This window comes from Bacteroides sp. 14(A), assembly GCF_000526555.1.
Lineage (GTDB): Bacteria > Bacteroidota > Bacteroidia > Bacteroidales > Bacteroidaceae > Bacteroides > Bacteroides cellulosilyticus.
On sequence record NZ_JAGH01000002.1, the window covers coordinates 2100450 to 2118657 of the forward strand.

General features: G+C 41.9%; 14 protein-coding genes. 9 read left to right on the top strand and 5 right to left on the bottom strand.

Going from position 1 to position 18208, the window contains the following annotated elements; genetic code table 11:
* Positions 1 to 6 precede the first annotated feature (6 nt).
* The 4 genes from K429_RS0115485 (at position 7) to K429_RS0115500 (ending at position 7260) form a co-directional block, all read left to right on the top strand.
* On the top strand, positions 7 to 2751 hold the full coding sequence (locus tag K429_RS0115485) for a beta-galactosidase (protein WP_026367508.1): 2745 nt from the start codon (positions 7 to 9) through the stop codon (positions 2749 to 2751).
* An 85-nt stretch (positions 2752 to 2836) separates the two neighbouring features.
* Positions 2837 to 4366 (top strand): right-handed parallel beta-helix repeat-containing protein, encoded by a 1530-nt coding sequence (locus K429_RS0115490; RefSeq protein ID WP_231501867.1) that lies wholly within the window; start codon positions 2837 to 2839, stop codon positions 4364 to 4366.
* 34 nt (positions 4367 to 4400) lie between these two features.
* A complete protein-coding gene (locus K429_RS0115495; protein WP_026367510.1) occupies positions 4401 to 5810 on the top strand; it encodes a right-handed parallel beta-helix repeat-containing protein in 1410 nt (469 codons plus the stop codon).
* Between the two features lie 7 nt (positions 5811 to 5817).
* On the top strand, positions 5818 to 7260 hold the full coding sequence (locus K429_RS0115500; RefSeq protein WP_026367511.1) for a hypothetical protein: 1443 nt from the start codon (positions 5818 to 5820) through the stop codon (positions 7258 to 7260).
* A 100-nt stretch (positions 7261 to 7360) separates the two neighbouring features.
* Here K429_RS0115500 and K429_RS0115505 read toward each other — a convergent pair whose 3' ends face one another.
* Entirely contained in the window at positions 7361 to 8398 is a 1038-nt protein-coding gene (locus K429_RS0115505) for an asparaginase (RefSeq protein ID WP_026367512.1), read from the bottom strand.
* Between the two features lie 450 nt (positions 8399 to 8848).
* Here K429_RS0115505 and thrA point away from each other — a divergent pair, with 450 nt between their 5' ends.
* The 4 genes from thrA (at position 8849) to K429_RS0115525 (ending at position 15380) form a co-directional block, all read left to right on the top strand.
* Positions 8849 to 11281, top strand: a complete 2433-nt coding sequence (thrA, locus tag K429_RS0115510) for a bifunctional aspartate kinase/homoserine dehydrogenase I (RefSeq protein ID WP_007209467.1) — start codon at positions 8849 to 8851, stop codon at positions 11279 to 11281.
* 4 nt (positions 11282 to 11285) lie between these two features.
* Complete coding sequence (locus K429_RS0115515; protein ID WP_026367513.1) at positions 11286 to 12545, top strand: cofactor-independent phosphoglycerate mutase; 1260 nt, start codon at positions 11286 to 11288, stop codon at positions 12543 to 12545.
* Positions 12546 to 12606: 61 nt separating this feature from the next.
* Positions 12607 to 13908: a threonine synthase gene (gene thrC, locus K429_RS0115520; RefSeq protein WP_026367514.1), complete on the top strand. Its 1302-nt coding sequence runs from the start codon at positions 12607 to 12609 to the stop codon at positions 13906 to 13908.
* An 800-nt stretch (positions 13909 to 14708) separates the two neighbouring features.
* Positions 14709 to 15380 (top strand): hypothetical protein, encoded by a 672-nt coding sequence (locus tag K429_RS0115525; RefSeq protein WP_227071362.1) that lies wholly within the window; start codon positions 14709 to 14711, stop codon positions 15378 to 15380.
* Positions 15381 to 15400: 20 nt separating this feature from the next.
* Here K429_RS0115525 and K429_RS0115530 read toward each other — a convergent pair whose 3' ends face one another.
* On the bottom strand, positions 15401 to 15712 hold the full coding sequence (locus tag K429_RS0115530; protein WP_026367516.1) for a type II toxin-antitoxin system RelE/ParE family toxin: 312 nt from the start codon (positions 15710 to 15712) through the stop codon (positions 15401 to 15403).
* A complete protein-coding gene (locus tag K429_RS0115535; RefSeq protein ID WP_026367517.1) occupies positions 15697 to 15885 on the bottom strand; it encodes a hypothetical protein in 189 nt (62 codons plus the stop codon). The genes K429_RS0115530 and K429_RS0115535 overlap by 16 nt, the downstream gene beginning before the upstream one ends.
* Positions 15886 to 16012: 127 nt before the next feature.
* Between K429_RS0115535 and K429_RS0115540 the strand changes: the two genes are divergently transcribed.
* Positions 16013 to 16921, top strand: coding sequence for a DMT family transporter (locus tag K429_RS0115540; RefSeq protein ID WP_022209352.1), 909 nt, complete (start codon positions 16013 to 16015; stop codon positions 16919 to 16921).
* Position 16922: 1 nt separating this feature from the next.
* Here K429_RS0115540 and K429_RS0115545 read toward each other — a convergent pair whose 3' ends face one another.
* Positions 16923 to 17579, bottom strand: a complete 657-nt coding sequence (locus tag K429_RS0115545; RefSeq protein ID WP_026367518.1) for a thiamine diphosphokinase — start codon at positions 17577 to 17579, stop codon at positions 16923 to 16925.
* 22 nt (positions 17580 to 17601) lie between these two features.
* Positions 17602 to 18207: a nicotinamide riboside transporter PnuC gene (pnuC, locus tag K429_RS0115550; RefSeq protein WP_026367519.1), complete on the bottom strand. Its 606-nt coding sequence runs from the start codon at positions 18205 to 18207 to the stop codon at positions 17602 to 17604.
* Position 18208 lies beyond the last annotated feature (1 nt).

Here is an 18208-nt window from a genome sequence, read left to right on the forward strand (position 1 = left end):
ATACAAATGAAAAAAATAGCCTGTTTATTTATCGGTTTTTGCCTGTTTACGAACTTATCAGCACAGAAAGTTTATAGGCTGGATGCTTCGGACGTCATGGAGACACCTTCGTGTGGTCATCTGAAGATGGGAAATCCGGGGCCTAAGGAGAAAGCAATAGAAGTTAATAGTCTATATATGACTATGGGCGGGAAGCCAATCTTACCCGTTATGGGAGAGTTGCATTTCTCGCGTATCCGTAAGGATTTGTGGGAAGACCGTATCTTGAAAATGAAAGCTTGCGGTATCAATATTATCTCTACTTATTTGTTCTGGAATCATCACGAAGAGATAGAAGGTCAGTTTGAGTGGGAGAATGAGAAGGATTTGCGCAGCTTTATTAAGTTATGCCGGAAGCATGGATTGTTTGTAGTTCCGAGACTGGGACCCTGGTCGCATGGAGAAGCGCGTAATGGCGGGACACCCGACTGGATCTTACAAAAAAAATATCTGAAAGACCGCTCAAATGATGTGGTTTATCAGAATTATGTAAAACGTTATTTTGCCCAAATAGCTAACCAGTTGAAAGGGCTTTACTATAAAGATGGCGGGAATATCATAGGCATCCAGTTGGAAAATGAATATTGGTATGGAAAGGAGGGTGAACCACATATCCAATGGCTGAAAGATACGGCTCTGGAAAATGGCATTGATGTCCCGATGTATACGGTTACGGGCTGGGGAGACGGTTCTGTTCCTCCTTTTGAGGTAATTCCTTTATGGGGAGGATATGCAGATGCTCCATGGGTGGAACATGTGGGAAAAGAATACCAGCCGGGCAACTTCCTGTTCGATTCGTTCCGTGATAATGAGAATATAGGTAACGATCAGATAAAGCGGCAAGATGTGTATATGACGTATGAAGAATATCCCTTCTTTACTTGTGAAATGGGAGTGGGTGTACAAAATACCTATCACAGGCGACTCAGCATCGATCCTTTAGACGGGTTGGGTATGATGATAGCCAAACTTGGTTCAGGGTCTAACCTGCTGGGATATTATATTTTTGCCGGTGCCACTCAGTTTACGGGTAAACTATGGTCTACTGAGGAAGAGCAATTGAAAACTGGGTATTGGAGCCGCTTACCGGTGAAATCTTATGATTTTCAGGCTGCTATCCGAGAATCAGGAGAAATAGCGGAATCTTATAAGAAGGTGAAAAAACTGCATTACTTTGTCAATGAGTATGAAAAAGACCTGGCTCCCATGATGCCTGTTATCCCGAAGTGGGAAGAAGATGGGTTACAGGTAGCTGTACGCTCTAATAATGAAACTGGCTATATGTTTGGGATCAATTATTCCCGTTATCATCCGAAGAAGGTACAGAAGAGTGTGAAGTTTGAGGTGAAACTGAAAGATAAAACGCTTCGTTTTCCTCAGAAAGGTATTGAAATGCAGGATAGTACGGTCTTTATCTGGCCCTTGAATGTGGAACTTGGTGCTATGCGCCTGAATTATGCCACGGCACAATTGATGGGAAGTGTTGATAATTGCTATCTGTTTTTCCAGAACAGACAAATTCCAGTGGAGCTATCTTTTGATAAATCGACTGTGAAAGGAGTGGAGGTAAACCGGGCTAAGATAAAGGAAGAAAGTGATAGTTGGGTTGTTAGCGGACTTAATCCGGGAAAAGATTGTGTGCTTAAAATACAATTGCAGAATGGAGAAGAAAAGTGTGTTGTCATTCTGACTGAAAAAGAGGCTGATAACTGTTGGTTATTGGAACAAGATGGGAAGAAAGTATGCTATATTTCTGATGCGGATTTATACAGTTCACTTGGAGATGTTTATATTTTCTCTACTGATAAGAAGGTTGCTTATTATAAGTTGAAAACGGGTATGAATCCGGGATTTGAACAGAAAGCGGTTATTTTCAATCAGCCGCAAATGGATATTCGTATTCAGTCTAAGGGCATCCTGGAAGAGGCTAAATGGTTGGAAACAGCAAACTTTCATGGGATTGAGCCTTATCAGCAGCGTTATCGTCGTTTCTTCTTTAAGGAATTCAATCTGGATAATCCTTCAGAGATTAAGAAAGTCACTTTGTTTATGTATCCGGAGTCGAAATGTATACTCAATCTGAATGATACTTGGGTAAATCAGGAAGTAAAACCAAACCAGTTAAATGAAATAGACCTTACAGGATATGCCAGAAAAGGTGTGAATCTGTTGTTTGCAAGTTTTCCATTTGTTGAGGGGAAGAAGCAATTTGCTGCACGTGTCATTGTGGAATACTATAATTATGACAGGATTGAATTTAGTACCGACTCTTCCTGGTTGACGACGGACTATTATTCCAACCCTTCACTCACACGGGTGTTTCCGCAACCGGTGGCTCCGGTGGTAGTAGATAAACCGGGATATGCCGAAGGTATTGCTTATAATACATTCAAAGAGTGGAGGATACAAGTGCCGACAGATGCATTGGAGAATTTGAATAACATCTATATGCGTATCAACTATTCCGGTGATAAGGCGGAAATCTATAACGGATATATGCTTTCAGATGATGATTATAACAGTCATGCCACCTGGACAGTAGGTTTGAACCGACAGGAACATTCTGTAGAGGGGAAAGAGTTGACGCTTGTGATTTATAAACTGGATAAAGACGAGAAAATCTTTTTTGACTTACCGGCAAACGGAACTGATGAGCAGGCTGATGTGAAAAAGATTGAGTTTGATTTTGAATGTTTACAAAAGATAGAGTAATGAACTAAAACAAGAATTTGAGGACTGCGAATTGGCAAACTGTCATACGGAGAACTGAAGTTCAAAAATGAAAAATAGAATGAATATGAAAAATAGAATGAAAATGCTTTGTGGAGGCTTGGTTGTATTATTGGCTTCCTGTTCTTCACAAGTGACCCATACGAATTACTATTTTGACTCTGCAAATGGTAATGATGCCAATAGTGGAACGTCTGTTCAAACCCCTTTCAAATCTTTGGCTAAGCTTAAGGAATTAACGTTGAAAGGAGGAGATAGTGTTTTATTGAAATCTGGTACTGTATTTACGGAAAAGCTCTTTCTTTCGTGTCGTGGAGAAGAAAATAATCCCGTTGTATTGGGAAAATATGGCGGAATGGCAAAGCCACATGTGAAAGGAAATGGTGTGGATACGGCTGCTGTACATATCTTTAATTCGGAAAATCTGGTAATACGTGATCTGGAGATTTCTAATAGAGGTGATGCCCCGAAAGCCGGTTTGCTGGGGTTATGGATTGAATTGGATAAGTTTGGAGAATCACATAATATGGTCATTGATGACTTGTATGTGCATGATGTATATGGAAGTACGGTGATAGAGAAAGGTGGCGGTATCGGAATTTGTATTCAGAATGGCCGGGATAATGACAGTATTCTGAATCGATTTGTTGGAATGACTATTGAGAATTGCTATCTGAAAGACTGCCAAAGGGATGGAATTAAGTTTAAGGGTTACTGGATCAGGAAACAATGGAATCCTAATTTGGGAGTGGTCATCAGGAGGAATGTATTGGATGGAGTGCCGGGTGACGGTATTGTACTGGCTGGTTGCAATGGTGGATTGATAGAGTATAACGTGATGAAGAATTGCCCGAAAACGTTACCCGAATCCGAAGCTTGCGATGGAATATGGCCTTGGTGCAGTGATAATACATTGGTACAGTTTAATGTCGTAAGTGATCATAAATCTATTGTAGACGGGTATGCTTATGATTCGGACTGGGGATGTCGGAATTCGGTATTCCAGTATAATCTGAGTTATAATAATGATGGCGGCTTTATGTTGGTAATTGGTACAAACGGCTGGCCGGAAGATTGGTGTGTGAATGGGAATATTGAAACCAAGGTGCGCTATAATGTAAGCATAAACGATGGGCTACGTAATTATCTGACAAGTGCCAGTCATAAGGATACTTATTTTAGTCCTGTCATGCATTTTACCGGATATACACAAAATACATTGGTTGAGAATAACCTGTTTTATCTGTTCCCTAAACCGGAACCTCAGATAGACCGCACACTTTTCCACTTTACAGAGCACGATTCATCTTATGGGAAAGGCGATGTATTTGAGAATAATTATATCTATGCTCCTGAAATGACTGTGGCTGTAAAAGAAGAGAAGTCCGCTGATAATAAATATTCAGGAAATAAATTTGTAGGAAGTCTGCAAATTCCTGCTGCCGGATTTGAAAAGCAGGAAGGAATTTTCAATAAATCACTTTGGTATAATGCGGAAGATAAGAACTGGGATATTCTTCTTGATTTTTTGAAGGATAAAACTATACCTATTAATGGGAAAGAGTTGAAAGTACTTGACGTTATCGGTGCCAATTAATATAGGTTAGTATGGCTTATTAAAGATTGTGTTTATGCATAGATTATTATTGCCAATATTGTTATGTGTCAGTATGGTTGGCTGGGCCGGCAATACACGGAATTTCTATGTGGATTCTTTCAGTGGTGGAAAAGTAGCGAACGGTAGCATGGAGTTCCCATTTAAGAGTCTGGATGCTCTGGAAGATGTTAAGTTTCTGCCGGGGGATTGTATTCATTTGGCAGGTAATCAGATATTGAATGGAAACATTCATCTTAAGGGAGTGAAGGGCACACCGGATAATCCGCTTATTATCACTTCTTATGGGGCAGGAATCTCACAAATTTATTCTGCTCATACTTCTGCTGTTGTTATAGATGACTGCGAGAATATTCACGTGAAGAATGTAGTGGTGAAAGGCTCCGGGCGTAAAAACGGGAATACAGGAACAGGTATTGAAGTTATAAATTCCAGATTTATCGAAATCGAAGAAGTGGAAGCTTATGGTTTTCAAGTGAACGGTATAGGTGTTAATGGCGGTGGCGATGTTCGAATAACACATTCGTATGTGCATGATAATGGTTCGAATGGAATTGAAGTGATCGGTGAGTGGAATACCAAATCTGTACGGAATATCTATATCGGTTATTGTGTTGCAGAAAATAATGCGGGTAATCCTACTGTTTCTGATAATCATAGTGGAAGTGGAATATTGGTGGGACATGCAACCTGTGCGATGATAGAGTATTGTGAGGCAATGAATAACGGATGGGATATGCCGAGATCCGGAAATGGACCGGTAGGTATCTGGGGATATGAATCTGACAGGCTGACTATTCAATATTGTTTCTCTCACAACAATAAGACTTCTCCCACAGGCTTGGATGGAGGAGGATTTGACTTTGACGGTGGAATAACCAATTCATTAATGCAATACAATCTGGCTATGAATAATGAAGGTGCTGGGTATGGCTTGTTTCAGTTTGCCGGTGCAACTGAATGGAATAATAATATAATACGATATAATGTGAGTGTAAATGATGGGATTAAAAATTCTCATGCAGGTATTTACGTATGGTGTGATCCGTATAATAAAGAGCTCCCCTTATGTAATACCAAGGTGCATGATAATTTGATTATCAGTAATCAGGGACATTCTATTTCATTTAATACCGGATTTTCTTCCGGATTGGAATTCTCGGATAATGTATTTGTTCTGACTAATGAGGGGATAAAACACCTGCAAGGTGATGAGACGAAAAATATGGCGATTTATAAAGGTAATTGTTATTGGTCGGAAGCTGCTGAACGACAAAGAATATCTCAACCTCGGGTATCTGAAGATACGAAAGCGAGATATGAGAAAATGGAATATATTCTTCCTGAAAAGATAGACATACTTCGGCTAAAAGAGATTCTGTCTGGTATGCTACCTGAAAGATATGACGTCACTAAAACGGAGTAGAAGTGTTATGAGAAAGATTTTATTAATGATTTTGGCCGGTACTGCATGCTTATTGAACAGTTGTGGACAAAAGGTGAGTAATGTTTTGCCTATCACGGTTTCTCCGGATAGCATCATAAGTGATGTTTCCAATCATCCGGTGGGTGTTAATTTGAATTTTCTAATGGATGGAGGTCGTTTCCCGGAGGCTGAAACGAATGTTGCAGGAGCGGTAAAGAAATTGGGGACCAAATATCTTCGGTATCCGGGAGGTGAGAAGTCTGATTTTTATTTCTTTAGCGTATCTCCTTATGAAACATCACATCCTACGCTGTGCAGAACTGCCGGTCTGGATAATTATCCCGGTATGTTTAAAGATGGGAACTTTGTTTATGATCCATTGGATTTTGATGAATTTATACATATCTGCCGGGAAGTAGGAGCGGAACCCGTATTGGTAGTTGCGGCAGATCGTTATCTGGATAAGATAGCGGAAGGTGAAAGAGTTTCAACTCGTCAGGAACTGCTGAATCATGCTGTAGAGTGGGTGAGGTACGCTAATATCAAGAAGAAATATAATGTTCGCTACTGGATGATAGGAAACGAAAGCTGGAATAAGAACAATGAGAATTCTACGGCAGAGATATATGCTCAGGATGTAATAGACTTTTCGAAGGCAATGAAGACAGTGGATCCTTCCATTCTTATCGTACCTAATGGAGATAGTGATGAGTTCTTTAAAACAGTTATCACTAAAGCCGGAGATTATATCGACCGTTTATGTGTAAGTAATTATGGGGTGTTTGATTTTAACTCAGGATATGAAAGTTATAAAGATACGACCCGATGCCTGATATGGCCTGCACAAACCGCTCTTAATGCCATGAATAAATATGCTACGCCGGAACAACTTGCTAAATGGAAATTGATAGTAGCCGAATATGGAACGATTGATTGGGCAAAACTCTGGCAAGGAACTAATGATATGGGGCATGCTATTGTTAATTTTGATATGACGGGGCAATTGTTGTTGGAGCCACAGATAGAGTTTTCATGTTTTTGGAATACCCGTTGGCCGGGAAATGAAAAACTGCCTCAGACAGATCACGATGCTATTGATTCAAATGGGAATATCAATCCTACAGGGTATTCATTGCTGATCTGGAATAGGTTTATGGGCGATAAAATGATAAAGTCCGAATCAAAAGGGTATATTATATCTTATGCGAGTTATTCTCCACAAAAGGATCAATTGTTTGTGTACCTTATTAATAAAGGCGACAGGGAAGAGAGTGTGAATATTGTTATTCCCGGTAAGGTTGATGCTAAAGTAGTTCAATGTTGGGAATATTTCGGTAAGGATGATAAGGATTTGGCTCCTGTGTGGCAACAAAGAGATGTGAAAGATAAAGATATAACTTTGAAGAAGTATTCAATAACAGTTATAGAATATAAATTGACGGAGGGATAATAGCACTTGAATTGATACATTGTAGTATAAGGGACGCTTATCAGGAATACTGATAGGCGACCCTTATGTGTTATTTAGACAAACTGATTATGAGGCGTATTTAGGTGGTAATTTCTCCTGCCATCGGAGTACGCATTCTTTTTCGTACCTCATCAGGCGTATAACCGTGGCCCAGTAGAAACATCAGTTTAGTTACGGCAGACTCCGTTGTACTGTCATATCCGCAAACTACTCCCGCCTGCATTAACTGATAGCCCGTTTCATAACGTTCCATCTCTACGGTTCCGGCACTGCACTGGGTGACGTTGACGATGACTATCCCTTGCTCGCAAGCATTCCGCAAACGGCGTATGAACCACTCTTTGCGGGGAGCATTTCCCGAACCGTAAGTTTCGAGCACGACAGCCTTCAATCCCTCAATGCCCAATATACTCGATACTACATTCTCCTGAATACCCGGAAAGAGTTTTAGGACAGCAACATTGGTATCTAATAGATAATGTGGCTTCAGTTCCCGTTCGACTTCCTTAAAGCGGATTTGCACATTATTATATTTAATATGAATACCTGCTTCTGCCAATACGGGATAGTTGAATGAACGGAATGCATTGAAGTTCTCTGCGTTCATCTTGATGGTACGATTGCCGCGCATCAGATGATTCTCAAAAAAGATGCAGACCTCGGGTACAAGCGGATTGCCTTTTGCATCACGTGCACTGGCTATTTCAAGACTGGTAAGAAGGTTTTCTTTTCCGTCCGTGCGGAGTACTCCGATAGGGAGTTGTGATCCGGTGAGGATGACAGGCTTGCTTAATCCTTCCAACATAAAGCTAAGGGCAGATGCGGTATATGCCATCGTATCCGTGCCGTGCAGAATTACAAAACCTGTGTATCTATCGTAATGGTCACTAATGATATGTACCAGTTTGCGCCAAGCTTCCGGGTCCATATCCGAAGAGTCCATCGGAGGATCGAACTGGTAAGTATCGATATGGAATGTGAAATTTTGCAGTTCCGGTACGTGCTTTTTCAGCTGCTCGAGATTGAAATTCTCTAAAGCACCCGTTTCGGGGTTTTCTATCATTCCGATGGTTCCACCGGTATAGATTAGCAAAATGGAAGTTATATTTGGACTCATATGCATTCTCTTACGATAATTTAGTGCAAATATAATGATATATCTTGAATTTAATATCAAAATGTTATAAAACTGTGCCGCTGATAGTGGAATATTGTATGGTTATGTGTGAAAATGACACTTCGCTCTTTTGCATATTTCTGCCTCTTTTGAGGCCTTTCTATATTTTTATTACAAAAAAACCACAAAATGTGATAGATTGAATGTTTTTATTATTACTTTTGCGACACTTATCAATAATGAAAGAAACAGAGAGTATGAACAAGTACTATCAACATACAGTCACATCCATGTGCATGACCATGACCCTTAGGGGTTAATGGATAGTATTTGTGTTTCTACGTGTTACACTATTTTTCAGCAGTTTTTCTTATTTAATTCAAGTCAATACAGGTATATACGTCCTGTTTCCGACACATTGTATCAACCTTATCAATAGTAATAAAGGATATGAAAGTAATAAAATTCGGCGGAACGTCCGTAGGTTCCGCGAACAGTATTTTGAGCGTAAAGAGAATTGTAGAAGCAGTAGAAGAACCGGTAATTGTGGTGGTTTCCGCGCTGGGGGGCATCACAGACAAGCTGATAAACACGTCGAAAATGGCGGCTGCCGGTGATGCTGCTTACGAAAATGAGTTTCGCGAAATTGTTTACCGCCATGTGGAAATGATTAAAGAAGTGATTCCTGCTGGTGAGGGGCAAGTGGAACTGCAACGCCAGATCGGTGAATTGCTCAATGAACTGAAAGATATTTTCCAGGGTATTTATCTGATAAAGGACCTTTCGCAAAAGACCTCCGATACGATTGTCAGCTATGGCGAGCGTTTATCATCCATTATCGTTGCAGAGTTGACAGGAGCCGAATGGTTTGATTCACGCAAGTTCATCAAAACTGAAAAGAAGCACTCCAAGTATGTATTGGATACCGAGTTGACGAATGAATTGATTCGTGAAACATTCAGCACTTTGCCGAAGCGTGCGTTGGTTCCGGGTTTCATCTCTACTGATAAGGTGACGGGAGATGTTACGAACCTGGGTCGTGGTGGTTCCGATTATACAGCTTCGGTTATTGCGGCGGCATTGGATGCCGACCAATTGGAAATCTGGACGGATGTGGATGGTTTCATGACTGCAGATCCGCGTGTGATTTCTACCGCTTATACCATTAACGAACTGAGTTATGTAGAGGCAACGGAGCTTTGTAACTTCGGTGCCAAGGTAGTATATCCGCCGACTATTTATCCGGTTTGCCACAAGAATATTCCTATTTTAATAAAGAATACATTCAATCCCGAAGGAACGGGAACGATTATCAGACAGGAAGTATCCGATCCGCGTACGAAAGCGATTAAGGGTATTTCTTCTATCAATGATACCAGTCTGATTACTGTGCAGGGTTTGGGTATGGTAGGTGTGATTGGTGTGAACTACCGCATCTTTAAGGCACTGGCAAAGAATGGCATCAGTGTGTTCCTTGTATCTCAGGCATCTTCGGAGAATTCTACCTCTATCGGTGTGCGTAATGCGGATGCCGATCTGGCATGTGAAGTGCTGAACGAGGAGTTTGCCAAAGAGATTGAAATGGGTGAGATTTCTCCGATACAGGCGGAGAAGAACCTGGCTACGGTAGCTATTGTAGGTGAAAATATGAAGCATACGCCGGGTATTGCCGGAAAGCTGTTCGGTACGTTGGGACGTAACGGTATCAATGTGATAGCTTGTGCTCAGGGTGCTTCGGAAACAAATATCTCATTTGTAGTGGATTCCAAATCATTGCGTAAATCATTGAACGTTATCCACGATTCATTCTTCCTGTCGGAATACCAGGTGCTGAACCTCTTTATTTGCGGTATCGGTACGGTAGGCGGTAGCCTGGTGGAACAAATCCGTTGCCAACAGCAGAAGTTGATGATGGAGAATGGATTGAAGCTACATATTGTGGGTATCGCTGATGCTGACCGGGCTATGTTTAGCCGTGAAGGCTTTGATCTGACAGATTTCCGTGCAGAACTGGCAGAGAAGGGCAAACCGAGCACGCTGGAAACTTTGCGTGACGAGATTATCGGTATGAATATCTTCAACTCGGTATTTGTAGACTGTACGGCAAGTGCGGCAGTTGCTTCCTTGTACAAAGACTTGTTGTTACACAACGTTTCTGTAGTGGCTGCCAATAAGATTGCCGCTTCTTCGGAATATGAGAATTACCGTGAACTGAAACAGATTGCCCGTCAGCGTGGTGTGAAGTATCTCTTTGAAACAAATGTGGGTGCGGGGCTTCCGATTATCAATACGATCAATGACCTTATCCATAGCGGTGACAAGATATTGAAGATTGAAGCTGTACTGAGTGGTACACTGAATTATATCTTTAATAAGATCAGTGCGGATATTCCTTTCAGCAAGACCATTAAGATGGCGCAGGAAGAGCGTTACTCCGAACCGGACCCGCGTATCGACCTGAGTGGCAAGGACGTTATCCGTAAACTGGTGATCCTGGCACGTGAAGCCGGTTACAGACTGGAACAGTCGGATGTAGAAAAGAACCTGTTCGTGCCCGATGATTTCTTTGAAGGTTCGCTGGATGATTTCTGGAAGAAAGTGCCGAGCCTGGATGCGGACTTCGAAGCCCGTCGCAAGGTACTGGAAGCTGAGAACAAGCACTGGCGTTTTGTTGCTAAACTGGAGAATGGCAAAGCATCAGTCGGCCTGCAGGAAGTGGGTGTAAATCATCCGTTCTATGGTTTGGAAGGTAGTAACAATATTATTCTGCTGACTACAGAACGTTATAAAGAATATCCGATGATGATACAAGGATACGGTGCCGGTGCCGGAGTAACGGCGGCAGGTGTATTTGCGGATATCATGAGTATTGCAAATGTTTAATAAAATGAAACATATAATCATATTAGGCGATGGAATGGCGGATTGGCCTGTGGAGTCATTGGGCGGTAAGACGCTGATGCAATATGCCAAGACGCCTTATATGGATAAACTGGCGAGCATGGGACGTACGGGACGGTTGAAAACTGTTGCCGACGGTTTCCATCCCGGTAGTGAGGTAGCGAATATGTCCGTTTTGGGCTATGACCTGCCGAAAGTTTATGAAGGACGAGGACCTCTGGAAGCTGCCAGCATCGGTGTAGATCTGAAACCGGGCGAGATGGCAATGCGTTGTAACATCATTTGCATTGAAGGCGATCATATTAAAAACCATTCTGCCGGACACATCACAACGGAAGAAGCCGATGTATTGGTGAAGTACTTGCAGGAACATCTGGGCAATGAGCGGGTGTGTTTCTATACAGGCGTGCAATATCGTCATTTATTGGTGATCAAAGGTGGAGATAAGCGTATCGATTGTACGCCACCGCACGATGTGCCGTTGAAACCTTTCCGCCCTTTACTGGTGAAACCGATGCCGGGTACGGAGAATATAACGGTTCCCGAAGGCGGTGCAGAACTGACTCCGCAACAAACCGCTGATTTGATTAATGATCTTATCCTGCGTTCGCAGGAGCTTTTGAAAAATCATCCGTTGAATCAGAAGCGGATGGCGGAAGGGAAAGACCCGGCTAACAGTATTTGGCCCTGGAGTCCCGGATATCGTCCTAAGATGGAACGTTTGTCTGATAAGTTTCCACAAGTGAAACGGGGGGCAGTGATTTCTGCTGTAGACCTGATCAATGGTATCGGATATTATGCGGACTTGCGTCGCCTGACAGTGGAAGGTGCAACGGGCCTGTATGATACCAATTATGAAAATAAAGTGGCTGCTGCACTGGAAGCCCTGAAGACGGATGATTTCGTCTATCTGCATATCGAAGCCAGCGATGAGGCCGGACATGAAGGGAATGTGGATTTAAAACTTCTGACGATCGAGAATCTGGATAGCCGTGCTGTAGGTCCTATATATGAAGCCGTGAAAGATTGGGAAGAACCGGTAGCTATTGCCGTATTGCCCGATCATCCTACTCCATGTGAGCTCCGTACACATACCAATGAACCGATCCCTTTCTTCATCTGGTATCCGGGTATCGAACCGGATAGTGTACAAACCTTTGATGAAGCGTCTGTTTGCGAAGGTAGTTACGGTTTGATGAAAGAAGACGAATTTATCAATGAATTTATGAGTCCCACCGCAAAGTAATGCGGATTTCATTAGAGCCTTGCGCGCCTTTAATTTTTAATTCTTTAATTTTAAATTTAATATGAAATATTATTCTACCAACAAACAAGCCCCCGATGCCAGCCTGGAAGAAGCCGTAGTGAAGGGACTTGCTGCCGACAAAGGACTTTTCATGCCATATAGTATTAAACCTTTGCTACAAGATTTTTATGATAGTATCGATACTCTTTCCTTTCAGGAGATTGCCTATCGCGTAGCCGACGCTTTCTTTGGGGAAGATGTACCTGCCGAAACATTGAAACAAATCGTTTACGATACATTGAATTTTGATGTTCCTTTGGTGAAGGTGACGGAAGATATTTATTCACTCGAACTTTTCCATGGCCCGACGCTTGCTTTCAAAGATGTGGGTGGACGTTTCATGGCCCGTCTTTTAGGATACTTCATCAGAAAAGAAGGTAAGAAACAAGTCAATGTGTTGGTTGCTACCTCTGGTGATACGGGAAGTGCGGTAGCTAATGGTTTCCTCGGTGTGGAGGGTATTCATGTATATGTGCTTTATCCTAAAGGGAAGGTCAGCGAAATACAGGAGAAACAATTTACGACTCTCGGACAGAATATCACAGCCCTTGAGATAGACGGTACATTCGATGATTGCCAGGCGTTGGTGAAGTCTGCTTTTATGGATAAGGAACTGAATGAGCATCTGCAACTTACCAGTGCCAATTCCATTAATGTAGCACGCTTCTTACCGCAGGCTTTCTATTACTTCTATGCTTATGCTCAACTGAAGAAGATAGGCAAGGCGAACGATGCCGTTATCTGTGTTCCGAGCGGTAATTTTGGAAATATCACTGCCGGATTGTTTGGTAAACGTATGGGATTGCCTGTGAAGCGTTTCATTGCTGCCAATAACCGTAACGATATCTTCTATCAATATTTGCAAACCGGAGTTTATACTCCACGTCCTTCTATCGCTACCATTGCCAATGCTATGGATGTGGGCGATCCGAGCAACTTTGCGCGTGTGCTCGATCTTTATGGAGGCAGTCATGCGGCCATTTCTGCTGAAATCAGTGGTACTACTTATACCAATGAACAGATTGCCGAAACGATGCGTGAAACGTGGAAGGAATGTCATTACCTGCTTGATCCACATGGAGCCTGTGGTTTCCGTGCTCTGAAAGAAGGATTGAAACCAGGTGAAACTGGTGTTTTCCTGGAGACGGCGCATCCGGCAAAATTCCTCGAAACCGTGGAAGGTATTATCGGCGAAACCGTAGAGATTCCTGCGAAACTGAAAGCTTTTATGCAAGGTGAAAAGCAAAGTCTGTCGATGACAAAGGAATTTGCTGATTTTAAAAGTTATCTATTGTCGCTATAAGAAGCGGAATTTCTTTAAGCGGAAAGAAATAAAAACCCGAAAGCTTGACTTTGGTGTTTCAATATAGTATATTTGTAACCGTAATTTTAACTCAGATTCAAGTTTAAATTAGCATAAGAGGAGGGGCATTGCTTCTCCTCTCTTTTTTTATCCCATCTGAAATGCCACATTTGATCTTCCCGAATGCCACATCTTAATGACTGAAATGCTACACTCTAACAGGCAAATAGTGTGGCATTTACCCGGTTAGAATGTGGCATTTGCCTTATTCAACTGTGGAAAACACACCATCTACTTGTGGCAAACGCATCATCTGTTTGCATGAAACACATGATGCGTTCGGGGGATTCAGACCATCTGTTTCAGAGGTATGCTACTATGGACAACAGTGATAAACCACTTGCCAGAGTTAAGAATGCATAAATCTGCTCTTGACAGAAAATCAGTAACTACTCAAGGATAATATTATTATAACATGAAAAAAGGCCTCTGCCAACTATGTTGGATTGTTTTTTTATACCTTTGTACCCATATTTATTAATATTGCGAACAAGGAGTTGAAATAGACTTATAATGGAAAAGGAATGAATAAGACTCACCACAGATTACACAGATTCACACAGATTTATTAATCTAATAATCAGTAAAATAGAATCTGTGTCAATCTGTGTAATCTGTGGTGAATTAATTCATAACCGAAAAGAAAGGCATTTATTCAATTTCTGGTTCGCATTAACCATAAACAAGATAAAAACATGTTTGTATCGTCAATGTCGTCCGAAGAGTTATGTGCTGAAGCAATGAAAGATTTTTCAATATTGCAGACCAAAATCGATTTATTTATGGATCGTTGTGGAAAGCGCTACAGGCAAGAACACTTTATCGGAAGATTTATTAAAAGAATGGTAGTCACAACAAAGCGGAACAATTCTTGGACCATTGCCTTTCTTGCTCTCAATGAAGGTTTTACATTTCTTATTTACGCTCCGATAACCGGTCAGGAAACTTGTGGATATATTGCATTATCGAGCAATAGAAATCCTCTTGTTCTGGAGTATACTCCACATTTTATGCAGAGATACAGAGAACGTTACCTCAGGTATTATAATCTGGAAACTGGTAATTATAATGCATTTGAGTATTTTAGCTTGAAAAATAATAATACTCTTTATGTCAGGCAACCTGATAATTCATACTATTTTATATCAGAGCAAGGTGTCATGATTGGCAGACTGGTGTCAGAACGCATGATAAGTCACAAAACCTATATCGGAGATGATAACCTGTCTCTCCGTAAAAGGATTATTCTTGATGAAGAATATAAAACTCTTTGTGCGGCAAATACACTTCTCCGTTTGCCTGATAATTTGAACTTAGAGACAGTGCGTAATGTTGCCAGTCGATACAACTTGGGTGATGAGTTCACACAAAGATGGTATGCATGGCATGCAATGGAATTTGTTCAATCATAATCCGTTACTTTTTTTACATCTCATTCCTTTTTAGGGATTACCTTCAGTTCCCCCATTTTTAGTCGGTTGTCCCATAGTACAACAACTTCTATCTTCTTGAGGCTATGTCGATAGAAAAGTGTATATCCCGGGTGAGGAATGATGTAGCGTATATTTTCTATTTCTGTTGTTTGTCCGATGAACGGATTCATGCTGATGCGGTGTAATATGTTCTGTAATTGTACATAGAGCACTTCACTAACCTCATTATTCCCATTCTTCAATTTTAGTATCTGGAATGTTTCCTTCAACTGTTTCTTGGCGACGAGTGACCATATTACTTGCTTAGCCATTCTGCTACCTCCTTGTTTATTGTTAAGTTATTTTGTCCTTCGCGGTTATCCAATTGGCGGCAGGCATTTTCAATCTCCCGGCGCAGTTGATGAGAGAATGTGAGCACCTGTTCTTTGCTCTTAGGTTCATCTTGGGTTTCGCTACGCAGTGTGTCTTTTTCTTTACTTTTCATAGGGCTATTCATTTTTGTTTTTCATAGAACATCCTAAAGATACGAATAGTTTTGGAATATCCATGCACGTTGAACAATTTTCTTCTCCCTGCGTTCTCTGCCTTGAAACCAAAATTGTGATATCCGAATGAAAGATAAGAAGCTGGAGGCCAATTTAAGTTTGGTAGTCTCGCGAATATTTGCGGGATTAAATATGAATGCCCTGAAATTCCTGCTGCCCGTGTGGATGGGTGCATTGACGGGTGTCACGGTGCGTTGTACTTTTGCTGCTATAGCGTTCTGGGTGACAGGCTGGTTTGTGAAAGAAGCACCTATCACACGGCGGCAGCGTATCGGGTTACTTTGCCTGGGGGCATTCGGCATGTATGGTTTTATGTTCTGCTATTTGCTGGGTATCAGTAAAACGACACCCGTCAGTAGTGCCATATTCAATTCCCTACAACCTATCTGGGTATTTCTTATCTCCGTTCTCTTTCTGCACGAACGGGCTACACTGATGAAAATTATCGGTATTTCCCTCGGTTTCGGTGGTGCATTGCTGTGTATATTGACCCAAGGCAGCGATGATTTGGCACATGATGCCTTTACAGGTAATATGTTGTGCCTGCTCAGTTCGGTGTTCTTTGCCATTTATCTGATTCTGAGTAAGAAATTACTGGAAGAGATCGGTTTGGTGACCGTAATGAAATATGTGTTTGGGGGCGCGGCGCTGTCCGGTCTGGTGATATCTACTATCCTGGGCTGGGACGCGCCGTTGTTCACCGACGCAGCACATGGAACCTGGCATTGGATGCCGTGGGTGGTTCTGGCATTCATCCTTATTTTCCCTACTTACCTTAGTTATTGGTTGATGCCCATCGGATTGAAATATCTGAAGACAACCGTAGTAGCCATGTATGGCTATCTGATACTGATTGTGACGACCGTCGTTTCTTATATCGTGGGACAAGACCGCTTTACCTGGGAACAAGGGGTGGCTATCGGAATGATATGTCTGAGTGTGTACTTTGTGGAGGTAGCTGAGAGGAGAAAATGAACTAATAGTTTATCACTACCAAGTATTCCCCTTCTGCCTGAATGGTGAATTCTGTTTCCGTGCTTTCGTTCAGTGTACCTTGCCACCAGTTGGTGAAGTCACTGAGAGGGTATACCAAGCCTTTGCCTCGCAGGTTGTGGGCACCAAAGTTTATGATTGAAATCTGTTGACCTGGCTGGCTGGGAAAAGAACAGGTATCATGGCAGGGAATGAAAATACCATAATCGGTCAGCATGCGGACATGAGCTCCGGTACGCATATAATCAATGAGCAGGCTGATATTTCCTAAAGTATGGTCTTCCCGTTTGCCTGTGGCTCCTACGATAGCGATGTTCTTTTTGCCTTGTGATAAAAGGAAGTTTACGGCTTTGGTCTGGTCGTTGGTTTCCTGGTCGGAGACACAATGAAGAATATGGCTATATTTCCGGCGGTTTTCTTCACTCAGGGAATCTCCGTCACCGATAATAACATCAGGTACATTGCCGCGATCTATATAAGCATCTGCACCGCCATCACAACAAACGATATAAGGAGCGTTTGCCAGTATTTGCAAAGGTATAGGATGGGTTGGATAATCACCATTGGCTAAAATTACTGCTTCCGGTTCACCACAGAGAACACAGAGTTCCACTGAATTCTTATTATTATTTTCTTTCATCATTGTTTCTTTTATCACCTTATCACTCTACCACTCTTTCCATCATCCTCTTCCATTTGAAGTAGCCAAAGATAGCGATTATTGTATAAAGAGCATACAGTCCTGCCGTGAAATTGAGGTCTTTGTAAACATAGAGTCCTGCACTGACAATGTCTACCACAATCCATGCCCACCACTGTTCTACATATTTACGTGCCAGCATCCACATGCCTACAATACTGAGGGCAGTGGTGAAAGAATCAAGCCAGGGTACATTACTATTGGTGAAACGAATGAGTATCCAGGCAATGCCGACAAAAGTAACGGCGAATACAATGCCGAGGGGCGGGTAATATTTCATTGGCATACGGGTAATGAGAAGTTCCTGCTGTCCTTCTTTTTTGATATGCAGATGCAGTTTTTGTCTTACAAAACTGCCGTATTTCCACATCATCCAACCGTAGACGGCTGCCCCCAGATAATAGATATTTATTCCGAAGTCAGCATACAGTCCGGCATCGTAATAGACGAAAATGTAGATAGCAGGCATGATGATGCCCGCTATCCAAAGATAGATACTCGCCCGGTATTCTAACCAGAGGTAGACAAGCCCGACGATGGTTCCGATAATTTCGAGAGTTTGTTCCATG